Origin of the sequence: Pseudomonas viridiflava, assembly GCF_001642795.1 — a bacterium.
In the GTDB taxonomy this organism is placed as follows: Bacteria; Pseudomonadota; Gammaproteobacteria; order Pseudomonadales; family Pseudomonadaceae; genus Aquipseudomonas; species Aquipseudomonas viridiflava.
In genome coordinates, this window is sequence record NZ_LKEH01000038.1 from 461 (window position 1) to 20,844 (window position 20,384).

General features: G+C 62.8%; 12 protein-coding genes and 1 pseudogene. 8 read left to right on the plus strand and 5 right to left on the minus strand.

The annotated features are described in order from the left end of the window. The 3 genes and pseudogenes from AO065_RS20225 to AO065_RS20235 form a co-directional block, all read right to left on the minus strand. Window positions 1-6,709, minus strand: a pseudogene (locus tag AO065_RS20225) (amino acid adenylation domain-containing protein); the annotation flags it as partial. Continuing rightward, window positions 6,706-10,116 (minus strand): non-ribosomal peptide synthetase, encoded by a 3,411-nt coding sequence (locus AO065_RS20230; RefSeq protein ID WP_004888030.1) that lies wholly within the window; start codon window positions 10,114-10,116, stop codon window positions 6,706-6,708. The gene AO065_RS20230 and the pseudogene AO065_RS20225, both read right to left, overlap by 4 nt. A 307-nt stretch (window positions 10,117-10,423) precedes the next feature. Next, window positions 10,424-11,401: a TauD/TfdA family dioxygenase gene (locus AO065_RS20235; RefSeq protein WP_004888029.1), complete on the minus strand. Its 978-nt coding sequence runs from the start codon at window positions 11,399-11,401 to the stop codon at window positions 10,424-10,426. Between the two features lie 308 nt (window positions 11,402-11,709). Between AO065_RS20235 and AO065_RS20240 the strand changes: the two genes are divergently transcribed. From AO065_RS20240 to AO065_RS20275, 8 genes are read left to right on the plus strand one after another with little or no spacing between them, the layout of a single operon-like run. Continuing rightward, entirely contained in the window at window positions 11,710-12,921 is a 1,212-nt protein-coding gene (locus AO065_RS20240; RefSeq protein ID WP_004888027.1) for a PepSY-associated TM helix domain-containing protein, read from the plus strand. Then, entirely contained in the window at window positions 12,918-13,460 is a 543-nt protein-coding gene (locus AO065_RS20245; RefSeq protein ID WP_004888024.1) for a hypothetical protein, read from the plus strand. The genes AO065_RS20240 and AO065_RS20245 overlap by 4 nt, the downstream gene beginning before the upstream one ends. Continuing rightward, window positions 13,457-13,795, plus strand: a complete 339-nt coding sequence (locus AO065_RS20250) for a hypothetical protein (protein ID WP_004888023.1) — start codon at window positions 13,457-13,459, stop codon at window positions 13,793-13,795. The genes AO065_RS20245 and AO065_RS20250 overlap by 4 nt, the downstream gene beginning before the upstream one ends. Continuing rightward, complete coding sequence (locus AO065_RS20255; RefSeq protein ID WP_004888021.1) at window positions 13,792-14,361, plus strand: DUF6162 family protein; 570 nt, start codon at window positions 13,792-13,794, stop codon at window positions 14,359-14,361. The genes AO065_RS20250 and AO065_RS20255 overlap by 4 nt, the downstream gene beginning before the upstream one ends. 25 nt (window positions 14,362-14,386) lie before the next feature. After that, window positions 14,387-15,319 carry a metal ABC transporter substrate-binding protein gene (locus tag AO065_RS20260; protein ID WP_032652510.1) on the plus strand — a complete coding sequence of 311 codons (933 nt, stop codon included), beginning with the start codon at window positions 14,387-14,389 and terminating at the stop codon, window positions 15,317-15,319. Further along, window positions 15,316-16,080, plus strand: a complete 765-nt coding sequence (locus AO065_RS20265; protein WP_004888017.1) for a metal ABC transporter ATP-binding protein — start codon at window positions 15,316-15,318, stop codon at window positions 16,078-16,080. The genes AO065_RS20260 and AO065_RS20265 overlap by 4 nt, the downstream gene beginning before the upstream one ends. After that, on the plus strand, window positions 16,080-16,979 hold the full coding sequence (locus AO065_RS20270; protein WP_004888015.1) for a metal ABC transporter permease: 900 nt from the start codon (window positions 16,080-16,082) through the stop codon (window positions 16,977-16,979). Before AO065_RS20265 ends, AO065_RS20270 begins: the two co-directional genes overlap by 1 nt. Next, on the plus strand, window positions 16,980-17,888 hold the full coding sequence (locus AO065_RS20275) for a metal ABC transporter solute-binding protein, Zn/Mn family (RefSeq protein ID WP_004888013.1): 909 nt from the start codon (window positions 16,980-16,982) through the stop codon (window positions 17,886-17,888). It begins immediately after the preceding gene. A gap of 594 nt (window positions 17,889-18,482) precedes the next feature. Here AO065_RS20275 and AO065_RS20280 read toward each other — a convergent pair. Together AO065_RS20280 and AO065_RS20285 are read right to left on the minus strand one after the other, a co-directional pair. Further along, window positions 18,483-18,710, minus strand: coding sequence for an MbtH family protein (locus tag AO065_RS20280; RefSeq protein WP_004881201.1), 228 nt, complete (start codon window positions 18,708-18,710; stop codon window positions 18,483-18,485). Between the two features lie 81 nt (window positions 18,711-18,791). Further along, on the minus strand, window positions 18,792-20,204 hold the full coding sequence (locus tag AO065_RS20285) for an aspartate aminotransferase family protein (protein WP_004881199.1): 1,413 nt from the start codon (window positions 20,202-20,204) through the stop codon (window positions 18,792-18,794). Window positions 20,205-20,384 lie beyond the last annotated feature (180 nt).

Below are 20,384 nucleotides of genomic sequence, written 5' to 3' on the forward strand. Positions count from 1 at the left end.
GCTCTCGCAGGCCACGTGCATCAACTGCTTGAACGCCGACGGCGTCTGGTTCAGCACAGTGACCTGCTGCTCGACCAGCAAGGCGTGGAAGTCTTCCGGAGAGCGGCTGGTTTCACGGGGCACGATCACCAGTCGGCCGCCATGCAGCAGCGCGCCGAAGATTTCCCAGACCGAAAAGTCGAAGGCAAAGGAATGGAACAGCGTCCAAACGTCACGTTCGTTGAAGGCGAACCACTCATCGGTGGCGGCGAACAGGCGCATCAGGTTGTGGTGTGCGAGNTTTGGGCTTGCCGGTCGAGCCTGAGGTGTAGATGACGTACGCCAGATTGTCCGGCGTCGTGTGGTTGATCAGGTTCTCGGCGCTGTAGCCATCCAACGAGGTCTCGATCAGCAGGCACTGCACGTTCGCCGGAACCGGTAAGCCATTCATCAGATGACCTTGAGTCAGCAGCAGCTCAATACCGCTGTCCTGCATCAGGAAACTCAGCCGGTCCTGCGGGTAATCCGGGTCCAGCGGCACGTAAGCGCCACCGGCTTTGAGGATTGCCAGCAGGCCGACGATCATCTCCAGACTGCGCTCGGCCGACAGGCCCACGCGCACGTCAGGGCCGACACCCTGCTCGCGCAGTTTGTGGGCCAACTGATTGGCCCGTTGATTGAGCTGGTCGTAGCTCAATTGCTCGCTACCCAGACTCAGGGCGAGGGCCTGCGGTGTTTCTGCAGCCTGCGCCTCGAAACGCTGATGAGCGCACTGCGTGGTCGGCCAGACCTGCACAGCCTGCGTCCAGCCGACCGGCAGCGACAATTCACCGAGGCAGGCCGAAGGTTCGGCACTCAGGCTTTGCAACAAGTGATCAAAGTGCGCAGCCAGTTGCGCGACGGCTTCGGCGCTGAAGTGCTGACGGTCGTAACTGAAGCGTACCGACAGCACGTCGGCAGCCTCGATCACCAGTGTCAGCGGGTAATGCGCCTGCTCCTGATTGCGCAGCTCGCTGAACGTCAGACCGTCCGGTGCACGTTGCAACGCCTCGGACATCGGGTAGTTCTCGAACACCAGAATGTTGTCGAACAGCGCTTCGCCGCCGGTCCGCGCCCAGCGCTGGATGTCGTACAGCGGCGTGTGTTCATGTTCGCGCAGCGCGAGGTTTTTCGCCTGCACCTGCTGCACCCAGTCGGCAACGGTCTGCTCTGGGCGCGGGCTGGCGATGACCGGCAGGGTATTGATGAACAGACCGAGCTGTTCCTCGACGCCTGGCAGATCCGACGGACGTCCGGCCACGGTGGCGCCGAATGTCACGCTCGACTGACCGGTGTAGCGTTGCAGCACCAGCAGCCACGCCGACTGCACCAGCGTGTTGAGGGTCACGCGTTGCTCACGGGCAAACTCGGTCAGGCGTCGGGTGCCGTCGGCATCGATCAGTTGCACGTAATCGGCATGCCCCTGCCCGCTCGGCGACGACTTGAGCGCTTGCGCCAGCCGGGTCGGCTCGTCGAGTTCGGCCAGTTGCTGCGTCCAGAAACGCTGGCTGAGATCAGCGTCCTGAGCGCTCAGCCACTGGATGTAGTCGCGATATCGCCCGGCCTGTTTCGGAAGTGTCTGGCCACTGTAGCGTTGCAACACTTCGCCCAGCAGGCGCGAGCTGCTCCAGCCGTCCATGAGGATGTGATGGCTGGTGTAGATCAGTTGATAATTGTCTTCGCCGGTCTGTAGCAGTGCCAGACGCAGCAGTGGCCCCTTGGCCAGATCGAAGCCCCGCTGACGGTCATCGTTGGCCCAGTCGTCCAGCCAATGATCCGGCTTGCCACGCGCATCCAGCACCACAAATGGCACATCGGCCTGACGCTGCACCACTTGCAGCGACTGCTCTGCATGGCTGACAAAACTGCTGCGCAGCACGTCATGGGCGTCCACGGCAGACTGCCAGGCCGCCTTGAAACGCGGCACATCCAGCCCGCTTACGGACACGCGAAGCTGATTGATGTAATGACCCGCGTCCTGTTCGAACAGGCTGTGAAACAGCATGCCCTGCTGCATCGGAGCCAGCGGGTAGACGTCCTGAACGTTGCTGGCAGGCATCGGCAGACGATCAAGCTGCGCCTGACTCACGCGGGCCAGCGGGAAGTCCGACGGCGTGACGCCCTGATGCCCGGCCAGACAATGTTCGATCAGGGTGGTCAGGGCCTGCTCGTAACGACGCGCCAGCGCGTCGATGGTCGAGGGCTGGTATTGCTCGCGGCTGAAGGTCCAGTTCATCTGCAACTGGCCATCGAACACCTGGCCGTTGAGGCTCAGACTGTTGGCCAGCGGGCCGTCCTCGTCGAGCGCGACACCCGTGTTGTCTGAACTGGGCAGCCATAAGGCGTCCTTGCTGTCGAAGCTGCCATCGAACTGGCCCAGGTAGTTGAACGTGACCTGCGCTTCGGGCAGTTCAGCCAGTTGGCGGGCGAACGATGGCTCGCCCAGATAACGCAGCACGCCATAACCGATGCCCTTGTTCGGCACGGCTCGCAGCTGTTCCTTGATGCCGCACAGGCTCGCCCCCAGCGCGGGCCGGGGCGTCAGCCGGACCGGAAACAGACTGCTGAACCAGCCGACTGTGCGGCTGAGGTCCATGTCGTCGAACAGGTCCTCGCGGCCATGTCCTTCCAGCTGGATCAGCATCGACGGCTGTCGGCTCCACTCGCAAAGCACCTGCGCCAGCGCGGTCAGCAGCAGGTCGTTGACCTGAGTGCGATAGGCCGACGGCGCGACTTTCAGCAACTGATGCGTCAGCTCCCTGCTCAGCCAGGACGATGCGTGGGCCGCATCGCGGTTGCGCTGCGAGCCTTGCGGGTTGTCGCGTGGCAGCGGTTGATCGGTGCCCTGCAGGGCCTGCAGCCAGTAATCACGCTCGGTTGAGAGCGCGTCGCTCTGTGCATAGCGCTGCAACTGTTCGGCCCAGCGCTGCAACGCGCTGGTTTTTGCGGGCAATGTCAGTGGCTGACCAGCCGCCAACGCCTGATAACCCTGTTGCAGGTCTTCCAGCAGCACACGCCATGACACGCCATCCACAGCAAGGTGATGAATGACCAACAGCAGGCGTTGCTCGCCTTGCGGCAAGTTCACGAGCACGGCGCGCAGCAGTGGGCCGGTGTGCAGATTCAGACTGCGCTGGGCCTTGTCGGCCAGCTCGGTCAGCTGCTCGCGATTGTCCAGTTCATGAATCCACAGCAGATTGCGCGAGTCGTGCGCATTAAAGCTCGCGTGCCACTGGCCGTCCTGCTGAACGAAGCCGAGGCGCAAGGCGTCATGTTGTTCGATCAGCGCAGTCAGCGCGCCTTGCAGCAATGTCGCGTCGAGTACCGTTTGCGGTTTGAGCATCACGGTCTGATTCCAGTGATGTCGCTCGGCGATCTCCAGTTCGAAAAAGCGCGCCTGAATCGGCAGCAAGGGGAGCGTACCGCTGCTCTGCTCCACCGTTGCCACCGGCTTTTTCTGAATCAGCCTGGCGACCGACGCCAATTGGGCAATGGTCTGTTTTTCGAACAACTGCTTGGGGCTGAGCTTGATGCCCTGCCGCTTGGCGCGGGCGATGATCTGCAGACTGAGAATCGAATCGCCGCCCAGTTCGAAGAAGTTATCGGTGCTGCCGACCTGTTCCAGCTTCAAGACGTCGGCCCAGACCGCTGCGAGCTTTTCCTCGACCTCGCCGACCGGCGCGGTGTAGCGCTGCTGCACCACGCCCGGCTTGGGCAAGGCACGCTTGTCCAGCTTGCCGTTGGCGGTCAGCGGCAGGCGGTCGAGCAGCACAATCTGCGCGGGCACCATGTAGTCCGGCAACCTTGTCGACAGTTGTTCGCGCAAGATTTCAGCGCTGGCAGACGCTACGCAATACGCCACCAGTTGCAGGCGCGACTCATCACCTTCCATCGGCAGCGGCAGCACGCAGGCCTCGCTCACCGTTTCAAGCGCCAGCAGCACCCGCGCCACTTCGGCAGGCTCGACCCGATAGCCGCGCACCTTGACCTGATCGTCGGCGCGACCGATGAATTCCAGCAGTCCCTCATGATTGCGGCGCATGCGGTCGCCGCTGCGGTAGACCCGAGCGCCATCCTGCGCAAACGGGTCCGGCACGAAGCGTTCGGCGGTCAGCCCGGGTTGTCCGAGATAACCCAGCGCCACGCTGTCGCCGCCGATGTACAGCTCGCCCGCCACCTGCGTGTCGCTCAGGTTGAGCACGTCATCCAGCACATACGCCTGCGCCCCCGGCAAAGGTTTACCCACTGGAACCGGACGCATCGGGTCGAAGACGAGCACTTCATGAGTCAGCACCCCGACCGTGGTCTCGCTCGGGCCGTAATGGTTGATCACCCGGCATTCCGGTTTGAGCTGGCGAATCTGCTCGACCAGCGCCGACGAACAGGTTTCACCGCCAACGATCAACGCATGCTGGGGCAGCACGTCGGCGGGCTGGCTGGCCTGCATCAGTGCCGCCAGATGGCCGGGCACGATCTTCAGCACGCCGACCTGATGTTCGGCCATGTAACGGGCAAAACCGTCCGGGTCGAAACCCAGCGCTTCAGGCAGCACGTGCAGGGTGCGACCGGAACACAAGGCACCGAACAACACGGTGTGGCCCAGGTCGGCGGCGATGGTCGAGACCAGCGCCATGCTCGCCTCGGGAGCCAGTTGCAGCCTGTCCAGCAGACCCCGCACGTAACTGGCCAGCGCGCCGTGGCTGACCAGTACGCCCTTGGGCCGGCCGGTGGAACCGGAGGTGTGGATAACGTAGGCAGGCGACTCGGCGGCAAGCGTCGAGTCGAGGGTAGTGGCTGGCAAATCCTGCCACACCGCAGGCGTCCAACTGACGCCCTGACAACCCTCGACTTTCAGCGACTTGGCCCGCGCATCGCCTTCGGCACACAGCACTACTCTGACTTTCGCATTGACAAGCATCTGCTGCAGGCGCGCATCCGGTGCCTTCACATCCAGCGGCATGTAAACGCCACCGGCCTTGAAGATCGCCAGCACTGACGTCAGCCACTCCAGCGAGCGCTCCATCAGCACGGCGACCGGCTGGCCTTGCTGTACGCCCAGCCGAATCAGATGGCGGGCCAGTTGATTGGCGGCCTGATCCAGCTCCAGCGTGCTCAATGTGCAGTCCAGATAACGGGCCGCAAGCGTATGCGGCTGCCGTTCGACCTGACGATCCCACTGCTGCAGCACGGACAGCGCGGGCTCAAGCGGACATGGTGCCTGCTCGACGGCCAACGCGCCCAGGCTGAACAGCGGCGCGTCGGGCGCAGCCAGCAGGGTCTGGAACAGTGCCAGCAACTCGGGCACGAAACGCTCGACGGTAGAGCGGCGATACAGGTCGCTGGCAAAGGCCAGGTCGCCGTGAATCAGCGTGCCGTCGTCGGTGATGTCCAGTGCAAGGTCGAAGTGCGCGCCCTGTTTATCGAACGGATACTCGCTGACTTGCAGACCCGGTAGCCTGAGCGCGGTCTTCTGCTTGAGCACCACGTTCTGGTTGAACTTGGCCTGGAACAGCGGGTTGTGGCCCAGATTGCGTTCGGGTGCGAGATGGTCGACCAGTTGTTCGAACGGTACGTCCTGATGGGCCTGTGCGCCAAATGAGGTGTCGCGGATCTGAGCCAGCAGATCGCGGTAGCTCAGGCGTTCGTCCACCTGGCAGCGCAGCACCTGGGTGTTGATGAAGAAGCCGATCAGCCCTTCCGTCTCGGCCGTGCCGCGATTGGCGTTGGGCACACCGATGCGGATGTCGCGTTGCCCGGCCTTGCGCGACAGGAACAGCGAGAAACCGGCCAGCACCAGCATGAACAGGCTCATGCCGTGAGCGCGGGCAAAGGCATTGAGCTGACGCGAGAGGTCGGCACCGAAATCAAAGCGCAGGTGCTCGCCCTGATAGCTCTGCGCGACCGGCCGCGGGAAGTCCTGTGCGGCGTCGAGCAGCGGTTGTTCGTCGCCCAACTGATCGCGCCAGTAAGCCAGTTGCCGCTCGCCCTCGCCCGCCTCCAGCCAGCTGCGTTGCCAGATCGCGTAATCGGCGTATTGCAGCGGCAACGCCGCCAGGCTCGGCTCGCGGCCTTCGCTGTACGCCTGATAGGCGTGGACGAACTCCTGAATCATCACGTCCATCGACCAGCCGTCGGAGACGATGTGGTGCATGCACACCACCAGCACATGCTCGTCACTGCCCAGACGGAACAGATGGGCACGCAGCAAAGGACCTAAGCGCAGATCGAAAGGCTGCGCAGTGACCGTCGCCACCTGCAGGGCCAGTTCGGCGTCGCGCTGTTCGCTGTCCAGCGCAGACAGATCGATGCGCTCAAGCGCCACGTGCTGGTCATTCAGCACCACTTGCAGCGGCTGGTCGCCGTCGGTCTGAAACACCGTGCGCAGCACTTCGTGACGCTCGATCAGATGGTCGAATGCGCGGGTCAGCGCCGTCTCGTTCAGAGTGCCATGCAGACGCAGGCCTGTGGTCATCTTGTAGGCATCGCTCGACGGATCGAGCTGCCAGAGGAACAGCAGGCGTTGCTGAGCGAAGGACAGCGGGATCGCAGTGAAATCGTGGCGACTGACCGGCACCGGCAGCAGACTGAAGTCCTTGCCGTCCTGACGCAGCCGGGCGAGAAACTGTCGGCGTTGCTCCAGCGACAGGCCGACAAAGCGCTTCGCGATACGTGCAGCAGTGGTCCCGGTCATGCTTCAAATTCCTCCAGCGAATCCATGAACTGGTCCATGTTGCTCCAGTCGTTGTCAGGGGTATTGGCGGTCAGCAGCGCGACCTCGGCAGACAAATCGTCCAGCACCGGTTTTTCGAACAGCACGCGCAGCGGCAGGCTGACGCCCAGTTGCGTCTTGATACGGGCAATGACTTGCGCGGCCAGCAGCGAATGGCCGCCCAGTTCGAAGAAGTGATCATCGAGCCCGACCCTCGGCGCATGCAGGACTTCCTGCCAGATGGCGGCGAGGCAGACTTCCACCTCGCTGACCGGCGCGCGATATCGGGCCTGCAACTGGCTGACGTCCGGCGCGGGCAAGGCCTTGCGATCCAGTTTGCCGCTGGGCGTCAGCGGCAGGGTCGGCAACAGCAGCAGGTGGGTCGGCACCATGTAATCCGGCAGGCTGGCCTGCAACTCGGCCTTGATGCGCTGGCGCAACGTCAGTTGCTCGGCTTCGCTGACGGTCGCGGCTTGCGGCACGATGTACGCCACCAGTTGTGTGCTGCTCGCCAGAGGGACGGCCAGCACCACGGCTTCGCGCACGTCATGACACTGTTGCAGGCGCGACTCGATCTCTCCCAGCTCAATGCGGAAGCCACGAATCTTCACCTGATGGTCGACTCGACCGATGTATTCGATGGCGCCATTGAGACGCTGCCGGGCGCGGTCGCCAGTGCGATACAGGCGCTCCCCCGCCACGAACGGATCAGCGACAAAGCGCTCGGCACTCAGACCCGGTTGGCCGTGATAACCCCGCGCCAATCCCGGCCCGCCGATGTACAACTCGCCCACCGCGCCTTGCGGCAGCAGATTCAGATCGTCGTCGAGCACATACAGACGACGACCGGCCAGTGCATGACCAATCGGCACGCCACGCCAGGACACCGCTTCCGGCGTCAACGCGCTGCAATCGTGAATGCTCGACACCACAGTGGCCTCGGTCGGGCCGTAGGTGTTGAGCAGGCGCACATGACCCAGACCTGCGTCGCGCCACAGACGCAAGCCTTCGATGGCCATGGCCTCGCCGCCCACATGAATCTGCCGCAGCGCGCCGTAATGCGCAGGCGGACTGGCGGCGAAGTCCTGAACCAGCGTGAGCCAGTAGGCTGCGGGCAAGTCGGCCAGCGTCACGCCATGCTCGACGACTGTTTGATGGAAGGTCGCGCTGTGCCACACACGTTCGTCACGCAGCACCACGGCGGCGCCTCGGCACAGTGGCGGGTAGAACTGCTCGACGAAGCCGTCGAAGCTGTGGGTCGCGAATTGCAGCACCCGGTCGCCTTCGCGCAAGTCGCTGTAATCGGCACCCAGGGTCACAAATTCGGCGAGCGCTCCATGACTGATCGCCACGCCCTTGGGCCGCCCGGTGGAGCCGGAGGTGTAGATCACATACGCGAGGCTGGCCGGATCGACAGGGACATGCAGATCGCTTATGTCGGTCGTCATGTTGTCGACTTCATCGATGCACAGGTAATCGAGCCCCTCAGGCATCGGCAAAGCGGCGAGACGGTCACTGTGGGTCAGCAGCAGTTTGAGGCCACTGTCGTCCATGACATGCCGCAGACGCTCGCTCGGCGCCGACAGGTCCAGCGGCACGTAAGCGCCCCCCGCCTTGAGCACGGCCAACAGCGCTACGGGCGTATCCAGCGAACGCCCCAGCGCCACACCGACCAGCACATCCGGCCCTACGCCGCGTTCGCGCAAACGTCGGGCCAGTTGATTGCCGCGTGCGTTCAGTTCGGCGTAGGTCAGGCTCGGCGAGTCGCCGTGCCGAGGGAGGATCAGCGCAATGGCATCGGGCGTACGCCTGACCTGCGCTTCGAACAGTTGGTGCGCAGGCGTGCTGCTATCGGCTTTGATGAGGTTATCGACGTCCAGTAACAGCGCGCGCTCTTCTGCCGCCAGCATCGACAGTTGCGACACGGTTTGCAGCGGGTCGGCACAGACCGACACCAGCAGGTTGCGCCAGTGCGCGGCCAACCGGGCGATGGTTGCCGCGTCAAAGATGTCGGTGGCGTAAGTGAACGCGGCGTTCAACTGCTCGCCTTCGCCGCTGGTGGCCAGCATCAGGTCGCTGGCTGCGGCATGGGAGCGCTGGGCGAGTGCCTGTTGCTCGGCAGGCAGGTTGGCCACACGCAGACCGCAAGCCAGTGGCTTGTCGAGCAGATCGGCGACCACCGGCTGGTGATTGAACATCACCTGGAACAGCGGATTGTGGCTTTGACTGCGCTCGGGCTGGAGCGCGTCGATGACCGCGTCGAAGGGTAATTCCTGATGCGACTGTGCGCCGGTCGAGGCTTTGGCCACGGTTTGCAGCAGATCGACAAAGCGCGTCTGTGCCGTGACTTCGCTGCGCAGCACCTGGGTGTTGATGAAGCAGCCGACCAGCCCTTCGGTTTCGCTGCGGGTGCGGTTGGCAATCAGCCCGCCGACCCGGATATCGGTCTGTCCACTGTAACGGTGCAGCAGGCTCTTGAAGGTCGCGAGCAGGACCACGAACAGCGTCACGCCCTGACGCTGGGCCAGGGTTTTAAGGTTGCGCAACAATTCGGGCTCCAGCGCCAGTTCGAGGCGTGCGCCTTCGTGGCTGGGCAAGGCCGGGTATGGACGGTCGGTCGGCAGCTCCAGCACCGGATGTTCATCGCCCAGATGCGCGCGCCAGTAATCCAGCTGCCGTGCCTGCTCACCCGCTTCCAGCCAGCTGCGTTGCCACACGGCGTAGTCGCGGTACTGCACGACCAGCGGCTGGAACGGAAGCGGCTGACCGGCGACCAGCGCGTCGTAGCCTCGCAGCCATTCGTCGATCAGTACATTCATCGACCAGCCGTCGGTGATCATGTGGTGCAGGTTGAGCAGCAGCACATGCTCCTGCCCGGCCAGGCGCAAGACGCGCAAGGTGAACAGCGGCCCGTGTTGCAGATCGAACGCCTGCACCGCCTGCTCGGCCATGGCCTGACGCGCCGCAGCCCAGCGCTGATCGACAGGCATTGCACTCAGGTCAGTCAATTCGATACGGACGGGAGCCGCCGGCGCGACGCGCTGAAACGCCCGGTCGCCTTCCTGACCAAAGGTCGTGCGCAGGCTCTCGTGGCGCTCGACCAGCGCGCTGAAGGCCTGCTCGAGCAGCGGCAGCTCCAGCGCGCCGTTCAGGCACACCGACATCGGCAGGTTGTAGGCCGCGCTGGTCGGGTCCAGTTGCCAGAGAAACCACATGCGCTGTTGCGCATAAGACAGCCCGTCCCGCTCGGCCAGCCCTTCGCACGACGGAATCGGGAACAACGAGAAATCCATGTCTTCACGACGCATACCGTCGAGAAACAAGCGACGTTTTTCCAAGGGTAACTCGACAAAACGGCGAGCGAGTTTCTGGGCGTGTTCGGGGTTCATGGGGGCATGTCCTTGCTGAATGGGGCTGACCGTGTGGCGCGGCCGTCTCAACAAGAACGAATTGGCGGGGAAATATTTAGAAAGGTTTTGAGGGTATTGGCAGATGCTCCGGTGCGTCTTGCAGATCGGACGCGGAGCGTCCTGAGCGGCATTCCCACGCGGAGCGTGAGGAACGATCAGTAACGTACACTGATCGTGCCCATCGCTCCGCGTGGGCATGCGTCCCGTGACGCTCCGCGTCACAAATGGCGCAGACCGAGCGCTCGCTTGAAGTCATCTTCTACGCAGTAGACGAGGAACCCGGCGCTTATTTGTCCGAATGCCCCTGCGCCATGGCCACCACCACTTTGCGCTTGCCGGTGAACGGGGCGCGGGAGTGGGCGGTGAGCATGTTGTCGAGCATCAGCACGTCGTTTTCCAGCCACGGGAAACTCACCGTGCAGTCGTCCAGCGCGCCGCGAATCTCGTCCAGCAGGGTCTCTTCGATGGCCGAGCCGTCGCCGTAGTACACATTGCGCGGCAGGTCTTCCTCGTCCACGACGTCCAGCAGGGTTTCGCGCACTTCCGGCTGCAGGTTGGAGATGTGAAAAAGGTGCGCCTGATTGAACCAGACCGTGTCCTGAGTGACCGGATGGCGCGACACCGCCTGACAAATCTGCCGGGTGCGCAGTTCGCCGTCGTCCTTCCACTCGCACTCGATGGCGTGGGCGCGGCAGTAGGCTTCGACCACGCTTTCATCTTCGGTGTTGAACACCTGACTCCATTCCACGTCCAGCCCATTGCCGTAATTGCGCACGTACATCAGTTTCTTTTCGATGAAACGGTCACGGATGCGCGCCGGAATGCGGCGGTAGATCTCCCGGCTGTCGGCAATCGGCGTTTCGCCGCCGGTCTGCGCGGCAATCATGCTGTAGAACCAGATCTTCATCGGCCATTCCAGGGTGTAGGCCTGCTCGTTGTGCAGCGGAATGCTCTGGTGCGCCGGGTATTCGGTGGAGGTGTACACACCTTTGGTCACGTTGCTGCGCGGCGTGGAACCGAATTCGTAATTGAGCAGCGGATCGCCGAAGCCAGCAGCAAACTCGCGAAACACTTCAGGGCCGCCCACGTCGAAGCCGCGAAACAGAATGCCCCCGGCGCGATAAAGGTGTTCTGCGACCAGCGGCTTGAATTCGCCCAATGCTTCCATCAAGTCCAGACCTGGCTCGGGCGCCTGTACCAGCATTGGCAATGTGCCCGCCCCCGCCAGCAATGGCCGGATATCCAAACTCAACGCATGACTCATGATGACTCTCCCTTGATGGCAAAAGCGCCTGATCCCCTGCGGCCGGACGCAACGCCAATGTCCAGATTGAACGTAACCGGCGGGCGGAAAATTAGCCGGCACACGACATTCACCCTCCCCAAAACCTGCTCTGAAACATTTCCTTTCATTTAAGCGCGAGAAAAAACTACATCTTTCGTATTCTCATTCGTCTTTAACTGGATGCAGGGCCTGTCGGTAGAACCGCGCCCGTTTTTCAGATATTGCCCCACAGAGAGCCCATGCCTGACTGAAGGCCGCTCCATACCGTGAATCGAGACCGTTTACCCATGTCGAAGAAATCCCGCTCGAAAATCTGGTTTCTCGTCCACAGCTGGCTGGCCCTGCCCATCTGGTTCTTCGTGCTGATTGTCTGTGTGACCGGCACCCTGGCTGTGGTCAGCAAGGAAATCATGTGGCTGGCGATGCCGGAAATACGTGACAACCCGCCTTCGGACACGGCCGAGCGGATGAGTTTCGAGCAGATTCGCGCCACCCTCGAGCGTAACGAGCCGGACCTGATCGTCGGCACGATCATGCAGCCCGACGGCGACTATTTTGCCCTCAGCGTGTTCGTGACTTACCCCGACGGCCGTTCAGTCCCGGCCTACGTCAATCCGTATACCGGGGTGATTCAGGGCCTGACGCCGTCGTTCGATTTCCGCCGCTTCACCCGCGCCCTGCATGGCTGGTGGCTGGTGCCGTTCACCAATGGCTACTCGTGGGGCTGGTATCTGGTTTCCATTCTCGGCCTGCCGCTGCTGGCGTCGCTGGTGACCGGGCTGGTGGTCTACAAGAAGTTCTGGAAAGGCTTTTTCAAGCCGCTGCGCTTCAGCCAGGGACCACGGATCTTCTGGGGCGACCTGCACCGGCTCAGTGGTGTCTGGTCGATCTGGTTCATTGCGGTCATTTCCATCACCGGCACCTGGTTTTTGATTCAGGCAATCCTCGGTGACAACCAGATCAGTATCTCCAGCCGTTCCCAGGTCGCTTCGATCATTCCCCACAGCGCGGTGCCGCTGACCGCCGATGGCAGCCCGGCACCGACCATCAGCCTGGAAAAGGCCGTGGAAATCGCCAAGGAGCGCATTCCAGGCCTGGAAGCCAGTTTCATCACACCGCCGTTCAACGCCTACAGCAACCTGCAGGTCGGCGGCCGCAGCTGGTATCCGCTGATGTACCAGACCGCCGAGATCAACCCGTACAGCGGTGAGATCGCCGCCTCTCATTTGCTGTCGGACCGCAACAAGCTGGAGTTCGTGACCGAGTCCATGCGTCCGCTGCACACCGGCGACTTCGGCGGCATCTGGATCAAGCTGATCTGGGCGTTCTTCGGTCTGGTGCTGAGCATGATGGTGCTCAGCGGCCTGCTGATCTGGAGCAAGCGCACCGCACTGGCCACGCTCAATGCCTTGAAGCGCGAGAACAGAATCCAACCGCTTTCCACCCGGCAAACCCCTCGGCCGCCGCTGGCGACCGGCACCCCGGAGAACAACCTGTGAGCAAGGCCGCTGTCGCGCAACCCGCTTCGTCACTGAGCCGTTTCTGGCACAAATGGCGTTTCCACATCAACGTACTGCTGATCCTGATTCCGCTGGGTTTCATGCCCAAATACTTTGCCGACAACGCGCTGGATCGCGGCGACACGGGCCTCGGGCAGCGGGAGATTGGCGAGTTCAAGGTCGGCCCGTGGAGCCTGCGTCTGGCCGAAGACCGCAACGAAGCGCCGCGTCTGTCCGGTGCGTCGGGCTACATGAAAAGTTTCAATGCCGCGCTATGCAACGCCTGCATCGATCGGGTCAAGGCGACTTACCTGCGCATCGGCAAGCCCCGCAACCTGCGCACCGCCGGGGTAATTTTCTTCGGCGGCGGCTATCGCATGGGCGCCTTCATGCAGATCCCGGAAACCACCAGCCCCGACTCGGAACTGTGGATCACCATGGAAGGCTGGGACGGTTCCGTGCATCAAACCTCCATTCCCCTGCAACAGGCCTCGCCCACCACCGTGGCCTGGCTGAAAAAACAAGGAGCCAAACCATGAACGCCCGCTTCTCCCTCCGGCGGCTGACGGCCGCTGCGCTCTGCCTGATCGGCCTTGGCCTGAGCGCCAACGTGCAGGCCCATAACCCGATGTGTGAGTGCAAACAGATCGACAATGAACAGATCCGCTGCACCGGCGGTTTCTCTGATGGCAGCGGCGCGCCGGGTGTGACCCTGGATGTGATCGGCTATGACGAGACCATTCTGGTGCCCGGCAAGCTGGGTGAGGATTCCACCGTCACCTTCAAGCGCCCCGCCTCCGAGTTCTACGTGCTGTTCGATGCCGGTCCCGGCCATGTCGTGGAGATCGACCAAGCGGACATCCCGGCCCCATGAGCGCGCCGACCCGACAGATCGTACGGCCGGCCGGTGCCGGGCATGAAACCCTCTACGTCCTCCTGTTGTGTCTGGTGATTCTGGCGGCTGCAGCAGGTGTCGTCAGCCTGCACGGTGAGCGTCAGGACGACCACAGTGTCGCCAGCCATCAGCTCGATGCGCGTCGCGACCTGACGGCAGCCGAACAGGGCATCTATGCCGACCTGCGCGTGACGCTGGATGAAATCCGCCTGCTGACTCAGGAGCAATCAACGCCGGTCACGCCGCAGCAACTGGGCGAGGAAGGTTTTGCGCCGTTCGCTGAAGACGCAAGTTCCGTGAGCCGTGGCGCCCATGCGTGGCAGATGCTGGAGCAGTCTTATCTGGGGCTGAGCCAGACGCCGACGGTGGCGGGCTCGTTCCTGATGCGGGTGGGCACCTCGTCTGACGCTCAGGCCGACATCTGGATCAACCGCAAGGCCACGGCGGCACCGGCCGACCTCAGTGACAAGACCCTGATCGGCGCAGGCTGGCAGCAGGTTGTCGCGCAATTCGACGCTGGTGTCACTCGCCAGCATCAGCACTGAAATCATCAGAGAAGATCGCTCGCCCATGCCTAATTTTTTCAAACGCCGCCCCTTGCTGCGTGTTCTGCTGATCGGCCTGTGCGCCACGCTGATGACGCCGCTGAGCCACGCCGCCGACCCGGCCAAGCGCCTGCGCATCGGCATCACCCTGCACCCGTATTACAGCTACGTGGCCAATATCGTGGGCGACAAGGCCGAGGTCGTACCGCTGATTCCAGCGGGTTTCAATCCCCACGCCTATGAGCCTCGCGCCGAGGACATCAAGCGCATCGGTTCGCTGGATGTGGTCGTGCTCAATGGCGTCGGCCATGACGACTTTGCCGACCGCATGATCGCCGCCAGCGAAAAGCCGGACATCAAGACCATCGAAGCCAACGCCGACGTGCCGTTGCTGGCTGCCACCGGTGTTGCTGCACGCGGCGCGGGCAAGGTGGTCAACCCGCACACCTTCCTGTCGATCAGCGCATCCATCGCACAGGTCAACAACATCGCCCGTGAACTGGGCAAGCTCGACCCGGACAACGCCAAGACCTACACCGCCAACGCCCGCGCCTACGGCAAACGCCTGCGACAGATGCGTGCCGATGCCCTGGCCAAGCTGACCAAGGCACCCAACGCCGACCTGCGTGTGGCCACGGTGCATGCCGCCTACGATTACCTGCTGCGCGAGTTCGGCCTTGAGGTTACGGCAGTGGTGGAACCGGCCCATGGCATCGAACCGAGCCCGAGCCAGTTGAAGAAAACCATCGATCAATTGCGTGAGCTGGACGTGAAAGTGATCTTCTCGGAAATGGATTTCCCGTCCACCTACGTCGACACCATCCAGCGTGAGTCCGGGGTCAAGCTGTACCCGCTGTCGCACATCTCCTATGGCGAATACAGCGCCGACAAGTACGAAAAGGAAATGGCCGGCAACCTCGACACCGTGGTCCGGGCGATTCAGGAGGCAGGCGCATGACGGTTGCGCAAAACCTTGAGATCACCCATCAGGGGCCTGGCATTGAATTCAGCGACGTGAGCCTGACGCTGGGCCGCACCACGATTCTTGATCGCATCACCTTCAACGTGCGGGCAGGCAGCTTGCATGCACTGGTCGGCCCCAATGGCGGCGGCAAGAGTTCGCTGATCAAGACACTGCTTGGCCAGACCCCGCATCAGGGCCAGCTCAGCCTGCAATGGCCCGGCTCGCCCGGCCTGATCGGCTATGTGCCACAGGCGCTGGAATTCGACCGCGGCCTGCCGATGACCGTCGATGACTTCATGGCCGCCATGTGCCAGCGACGCCCTGCCTTTCTGGGCTTGTCGAAGCACTACGCTGCGGCCATCGGCGAAGCACTGGAGCGGGTCGGCATGCAGGACAAGCGCAAACGCCGCATGGGCGCGCTGTCGGGCGGCGAACGCCAGCGTGTGTTGCTGGCGCAGGGCCTGATTCCGGCTCCGCAGCTGCTGGTGCTGGATGAACCGATGTCGGCGCTGGATGAAGCCGGCATTCAGGTCTTCGAACGCCTGCTGGGCGACTGGCGTCGAGCCGGAATTACGGTGCTGTGGATCGAACACGATCTGGAAGCCGTGAAGCGGCTCGCCGATCAGGTGACCGGACTCAATCGTCGGGTGTTGTTCGATGAATCGGCGCAAACAGCGCTCACGCCGGAACGGCTGCTGACCCTGTTTTCCGCGCATCCGCGTGCGGCAGACGTCAAGAACGGGAGCGCTGCGTGATGGATTACGAGAGCTTTCGACTGTTCATTCAAGGCTTGGCGTCGTCCGGCTATCTGCCTGAAGCGCTGGCCTACGGCTTCGTGGTCAATGCCTTGCTTGCCGGGTTGCTGATCGGTCCGGTGCTGGGTGGTCTGGGCACGCTGGTGGTGGTCAAGCGCTTCGCGTTCTTCTCCGAAGCGGTAGGCCATGCGGCGTTGACGGGCGTGGCCATCGGCATCCTGCTCGGCGAGCCTTACACCGGCCCATATGGCAGTTTGTTCGGCTACTGCCTGCTGTTCGGCATCGTGCTCAATTACCTGCGCAACCGCACCGGCCTAGCGCCCGACACGCTGATCGGCGTGTTCCTGTCGGTGTCGCTGGCGCTGGGTGCGAGCCTGCTGCTGGTGCTGGCAGGCAAGATCAACGTGCACATCCTGGAAAACGTGCTGTTTGGCTCGGTACTGACCGTCAACGGCAATGACCTGCTGGTGCTGCTGATCGTCGGCTCGCTGGTCATGGGCCTGAGCCTGCCGCTGTACAACCGCATCATGCTGGCCAGCTTCAATCCGCAGCTGGCCGCTGTGCGTGGCGTGGCGGTGAAGACGCTGGATTACCTGTTCGTGATTCTGGTGACGCTGATCACTGTGGCGGCGGTGAAGGTCATTGGCGCGATTCTGGTCGGCGCCCTGTTGGTGATTCCAGCCGCCGCTGCTCGCCTGTTGAGCCAGTCGCTGAAGGGCTTCTTCTGGATCTCGGTGGCGATTGCGACCGTCAGCACCCTGTGCGGCATTCTGCTGCCCATCGTCTTCGACCTGCCTGTACCTTCCGGCGCAGCGATCATTCTGGTGGCCGGCGTCGCGTTCGCCCTGGCCGCCATCGCTCGCGGCACGGTGCCCAGCCTCAAAGGAAATATCGGATAAATGTTCACTCTGCGACGTATGACCCTCGCGCTGGCCATGACCGGCCTGCTCTGCAATGCCGTCTCTGCGGCTGATGCCACAGCGCAATCCGCCCAGCCGGTACGCGTGCTCGCCAGCCTGCCGATCACCTATGGCCTGGGGCAGATTCTGCTCAAGGACAGCGGCGTAGTGCTGGAGCGGGCTGCAGCAGCCAACCTGCCCGGCTCTCGCCAGACTGCCTACTTCACCGGGCGTGGTGCCGAGGCATTGCGTGGGCTGGCGGTCAACGCTGATGCGGTGATCGGGCTGCGCTCGATCTGGGCCGATGACCCGCTCTACCCCAATGCGCGCCGCAGCAACATTCGTATCGTTGAGATCGACGCCGCGCGTCCCGTGGACGGCAGCCTGCCCGGCATCGCGGTTCAGCCGGGGCAAGGTGTCGATGGCCTGAACAGTCAGCCGTGGCTGGCGAGCAACAACATGGGTCGCATGGCCGACGTCATGGCGGCAGACCTGGTGCGACTGGCGCCCGCCGCCAAGCCGAAGATCGAGGGCAATCTGGCAGCGCTCAAGCAGCAACTGCTCAAACTCAGCGCCAGCAGCGAAGCGAGTCTGGCCAGCGCCGACAACCTGAGCGTGGTGAGCCTGTCGGACCGGTTCGGTTATCTGGTCAGCGGGTTGAATCTGGAGCTGATCGACAACCTGGCATTGACCGACGAACAATGGACGCCAGAAGCGGTGCAGAAGCTGGCGAAGACTCTCAAGGACAACGACGTGGCCCTGGTACTCGACCACCGCCAGCCCCCCGAGCCGGTCAAGGCCGCGATTGACGAGGCAGGCAGCAAGTTGCTGGTACTGGGGATCGATGGCGCTGATCCGCTGGCGGAATTGCAGGGGGATATCGAGCAGATCATCGGGGCGCTGAAGTGATACTGATTGGGCGCAGTCGCGCTCATTGATATCCCCTGAGCATTACCACGCTTCGCGTGGTAATGCTCTCAGGACGCTCCGCGTCTGAGTGCCTGCACTGAATCATCGGCCTGAGTGATTGGCGTCGCCTGACCCATGGGACGCAGAGCGTCCCTGGCTGAATGCATACCCCGTGGGAGGCGGCTTGCCGGCGATGGCGTCTGTTCAGTCACTGATAGGTCGCTTCAGAAAAAGTATCGCCGGCAAGCCGCCTCCCACAGTCCGTGGTCGCAGCAAGACTCGGGCATAACGCTGAGCACAAGCATGGGCATGATCGGCGTGCTTCAGATCACGCTGATCGTTCCTACGCTCCGCATGGGAATGCCGCTCAGGACCGCTCCGCGTCCGCTCTCGAATGTGGCGCAGATGTGTGCCCAAGCTCCAGCGTTATCCACGTCATGCGCTCGGCTCACTGAATCCGCAATCTGTGCCATGTGTGACGCGGAGCGTCACGGGCGGCATGCCCACGCGCAGCGATGGGCACGATCAGTGTCGAGGCGGACCTGTGTATAACGACGAGCGCGAAGCATGGGCACGATCGTTAATCCGACTTGATCAGTGGCTCGCCGCCGTCTGCGCGTCCATCTTCTGGCGCAGGCTCAGGGGGCGCATGTCGGTCCAGACTTCTTCGATGTAGGCCAGGCACTCTTTCTTGAAGCCGCTCTTGCCCACGGTGCGCCAGCCGTTGGGAATGGCTTTGTAGTCGGGCCAGATCGAGTACTGTTCTTCGTGGTTGACCACCACTTGAAAGACGATGTCTTCCCGGTCGAATACTGAAGTCATTGTTGCTCTCCATGAGGGTTCAGCGCCGCCGTGCCAATTCATGGCGGCTATAGGGATTGAACGTATCGCTACGTCGAAAAATTAAAGCTGAGCGACTGCGGCGTTCAGCGCGCGGCCGAAGATGCCGGCGACTTCGTCGATCTGTTCGGCGGTGATGACCAGTGGCGGCAGGAAGCGCACGACGCTGCCGTGCCGACCACCCAGTTCCAGAATCAGCCCGCGCTTGAGGCATTCGCGCTGGATCAGCGGCGCCAGGCGTGCAAACACCGGCGGATGACCCTGAGCGTCACGCGTACCGGCCGGGTCGACCAGTTCAACGCCAAGCATCAAGCCACGTCCGCGAATATCGCCCAGTTGCGGGAAATCACGCTGCAGCTCGCGCAGGTGTGCAACCAGCCGCGCGCCCATCGCGGTCGCGTGCGCGCAAATGTTGTGTTCCTTGAGATAACGCATCACCGCAGAGCCGGTGGCCATGGCCATCTGGTTGCCACGGAAAGTCCCGGCATGCGCGCCCGGCAGCCAGGTGTCGAGCCACTGGCGATAGACAACGACCGCCAGCGGCAGGCTGCCACCGATGGCCTTGGACATCACCACCACGTCCGGAATGATTCCGGCGTGCTCGAAGGCGAACATCCTGCCGGTGCGGGCAAAACCGCTCTGGATTTCGTCGACGATCAACGCCACGCCTGCCTTCTCGGTGATACGACGCACGCCACGCAGCCAGTCGAGGTCAGCAGGAATCACGCCGCCCTCGCCCTGCACCACTTCGACAATCACCGCTGCAGGCAGTTGTACACCGGCTTCCGGGTCGTTGAGCAGGTTTTCCAGGTAATGCAGGTTGGCTTTCACGCCCTGCGCGCCGCCCAGCCCGAACGGGCAGCGGTAGTCGTAGGGATACGGCAGAAACTGCACGCCGGCACTGAGTAGCGCACCCAGCGGCTGCTTCGGACCCAGGCTGCCCATCAGGCTCAGCGCGCCCTGGCTCATGCCGTGGTAACCGCCCTGAAAGGACAGTACGGTGCTGCGTCCAGTCGCCGTGCGCACCAGTTTCAGCGCGGCTTCCACCGCGTCAGTGCCGGTCGGCCCGCAGAATTGAATCTTCGCTTCACGAGCCAGTTCTTCGGGCAGCAGACCGAACAGGTCCTGCACGAACTGATCCTTGACCGGCGTGGTGAGGTCCAGCGTGTGCAACGGCAATTCGTCGCTGATGACTTGCTGAATCGCTTCGATCACCACCGGGTGATTGTGACCCAGCGCCAACGTGCCAGCGCCTGCCAGGCAATCGATGAAACGCCGTCCTTCGACGTCTTCGACATGAATGCCCTTGGCGCGCTTGAGTGCCAGCGGAATGCGCCGCGGGTAGCTGCGGGCGTTGGACTCCTGGCGACTCTGGCGCGCCAGCAAGGGCGACTCGTCGAACTGGTAGAGCGTCTCGACCGGCGCCGGGGCAACCCGTGCCGGTTGATCATCGATAAACCTGGTAGCGACTGACATCTGTGCAACCCTCAATACGCTGTCTGATGAGCGAAACCGTTGTATGACCTGGGTCGACCGGGTACAGGCCCCGGCCGATTCAGGCATTTATTCCTTCACTTGAAAACGCGCCAGCGACCTGCGGATTTACACCCGGTAACGAGTTTTTCATCCGCAAGGCCGATGGCCCGACGACAGGCC

Bases quoted from the DNA above. Each gene is read 5' to 3' on its own strand.
- AO065_RS20280 (WP_004881201.1), bottom strand. From the start codon at position 18,710: ATGACTTCAGTATTCGACCGGGAAGACATCGTCTTTCAAGTGGTGGTC.
- AO065_RS20270 (WP_004888015.1), top strand. From the start codon at position 16,080: ATGGATTACGAGAGCTTTCGACTGTTCATTCAAGGCTTGGCGTCGTCC.
- AO065_RS20230 (WP_004888030.1), bottom strand. From the start codon at position 10,116: ATGAACCCCGAACACGCCCAGAAACTCGCTCGCCGTTTTGTCGAGTTA.
- AO065_RS20235 (WP_004888029.1), bottom strand. From the start codon at position 11,401: ATGAGTCATGCGTTGAGTTTGGATATCCGGCCATTGCTGGCGGGGGCG.
- AO065_RS20265 (WP_004888017.1), top strand. From the start codon at position 15,316: ATGACGGTTGCGCAAAACCTTGAGATCACCCATCAGGGGCCTGGCATT.
- AO065_RS20255 (WP_004888021.1), top strand. From the start codon at position 13,792: ATGAGCGCGCCGACCCGACAGATCGTACGGCCGGCCGGTGCCGGGCAT.
- AO065_RS20275 (WP_004888013.1), top strand. From the start codon at position 16,980: ATGTTCACTCTGCGACGTATGACCCTCGCGCTGGCCATGACCGGCCTG.
- AO065_RS20285 (WP_004881199.1), bottom strand. From the start codon at position 20,204: ATGTCAGTCGCTACCAGGTTTATCGATGATCAACCGGCACGGGTTGCC.
- AO065_RS20240 (WP_004888027.1), top strand. From the start codon at position 11,710: ATGTCGAAGAAATCCCGCTCGAAAATCTGGTTTCTCGTCCACAGCTGG.
- AO065_RS20260 (WP_032652510.1), top strand. From the start codon at position 14,387: ATGCCTAATTTTTTCAAACGCCGCCCCTTGCTGCGTGTTCTGCTGATC.
- AO065_RS20250 (WP_004888023.1), top strand. From the start codon at position 13,457: ATGAACGCCCGCTTCTCCCTCCGGCGGCTGACGGCCGCTGCGCTCTGC.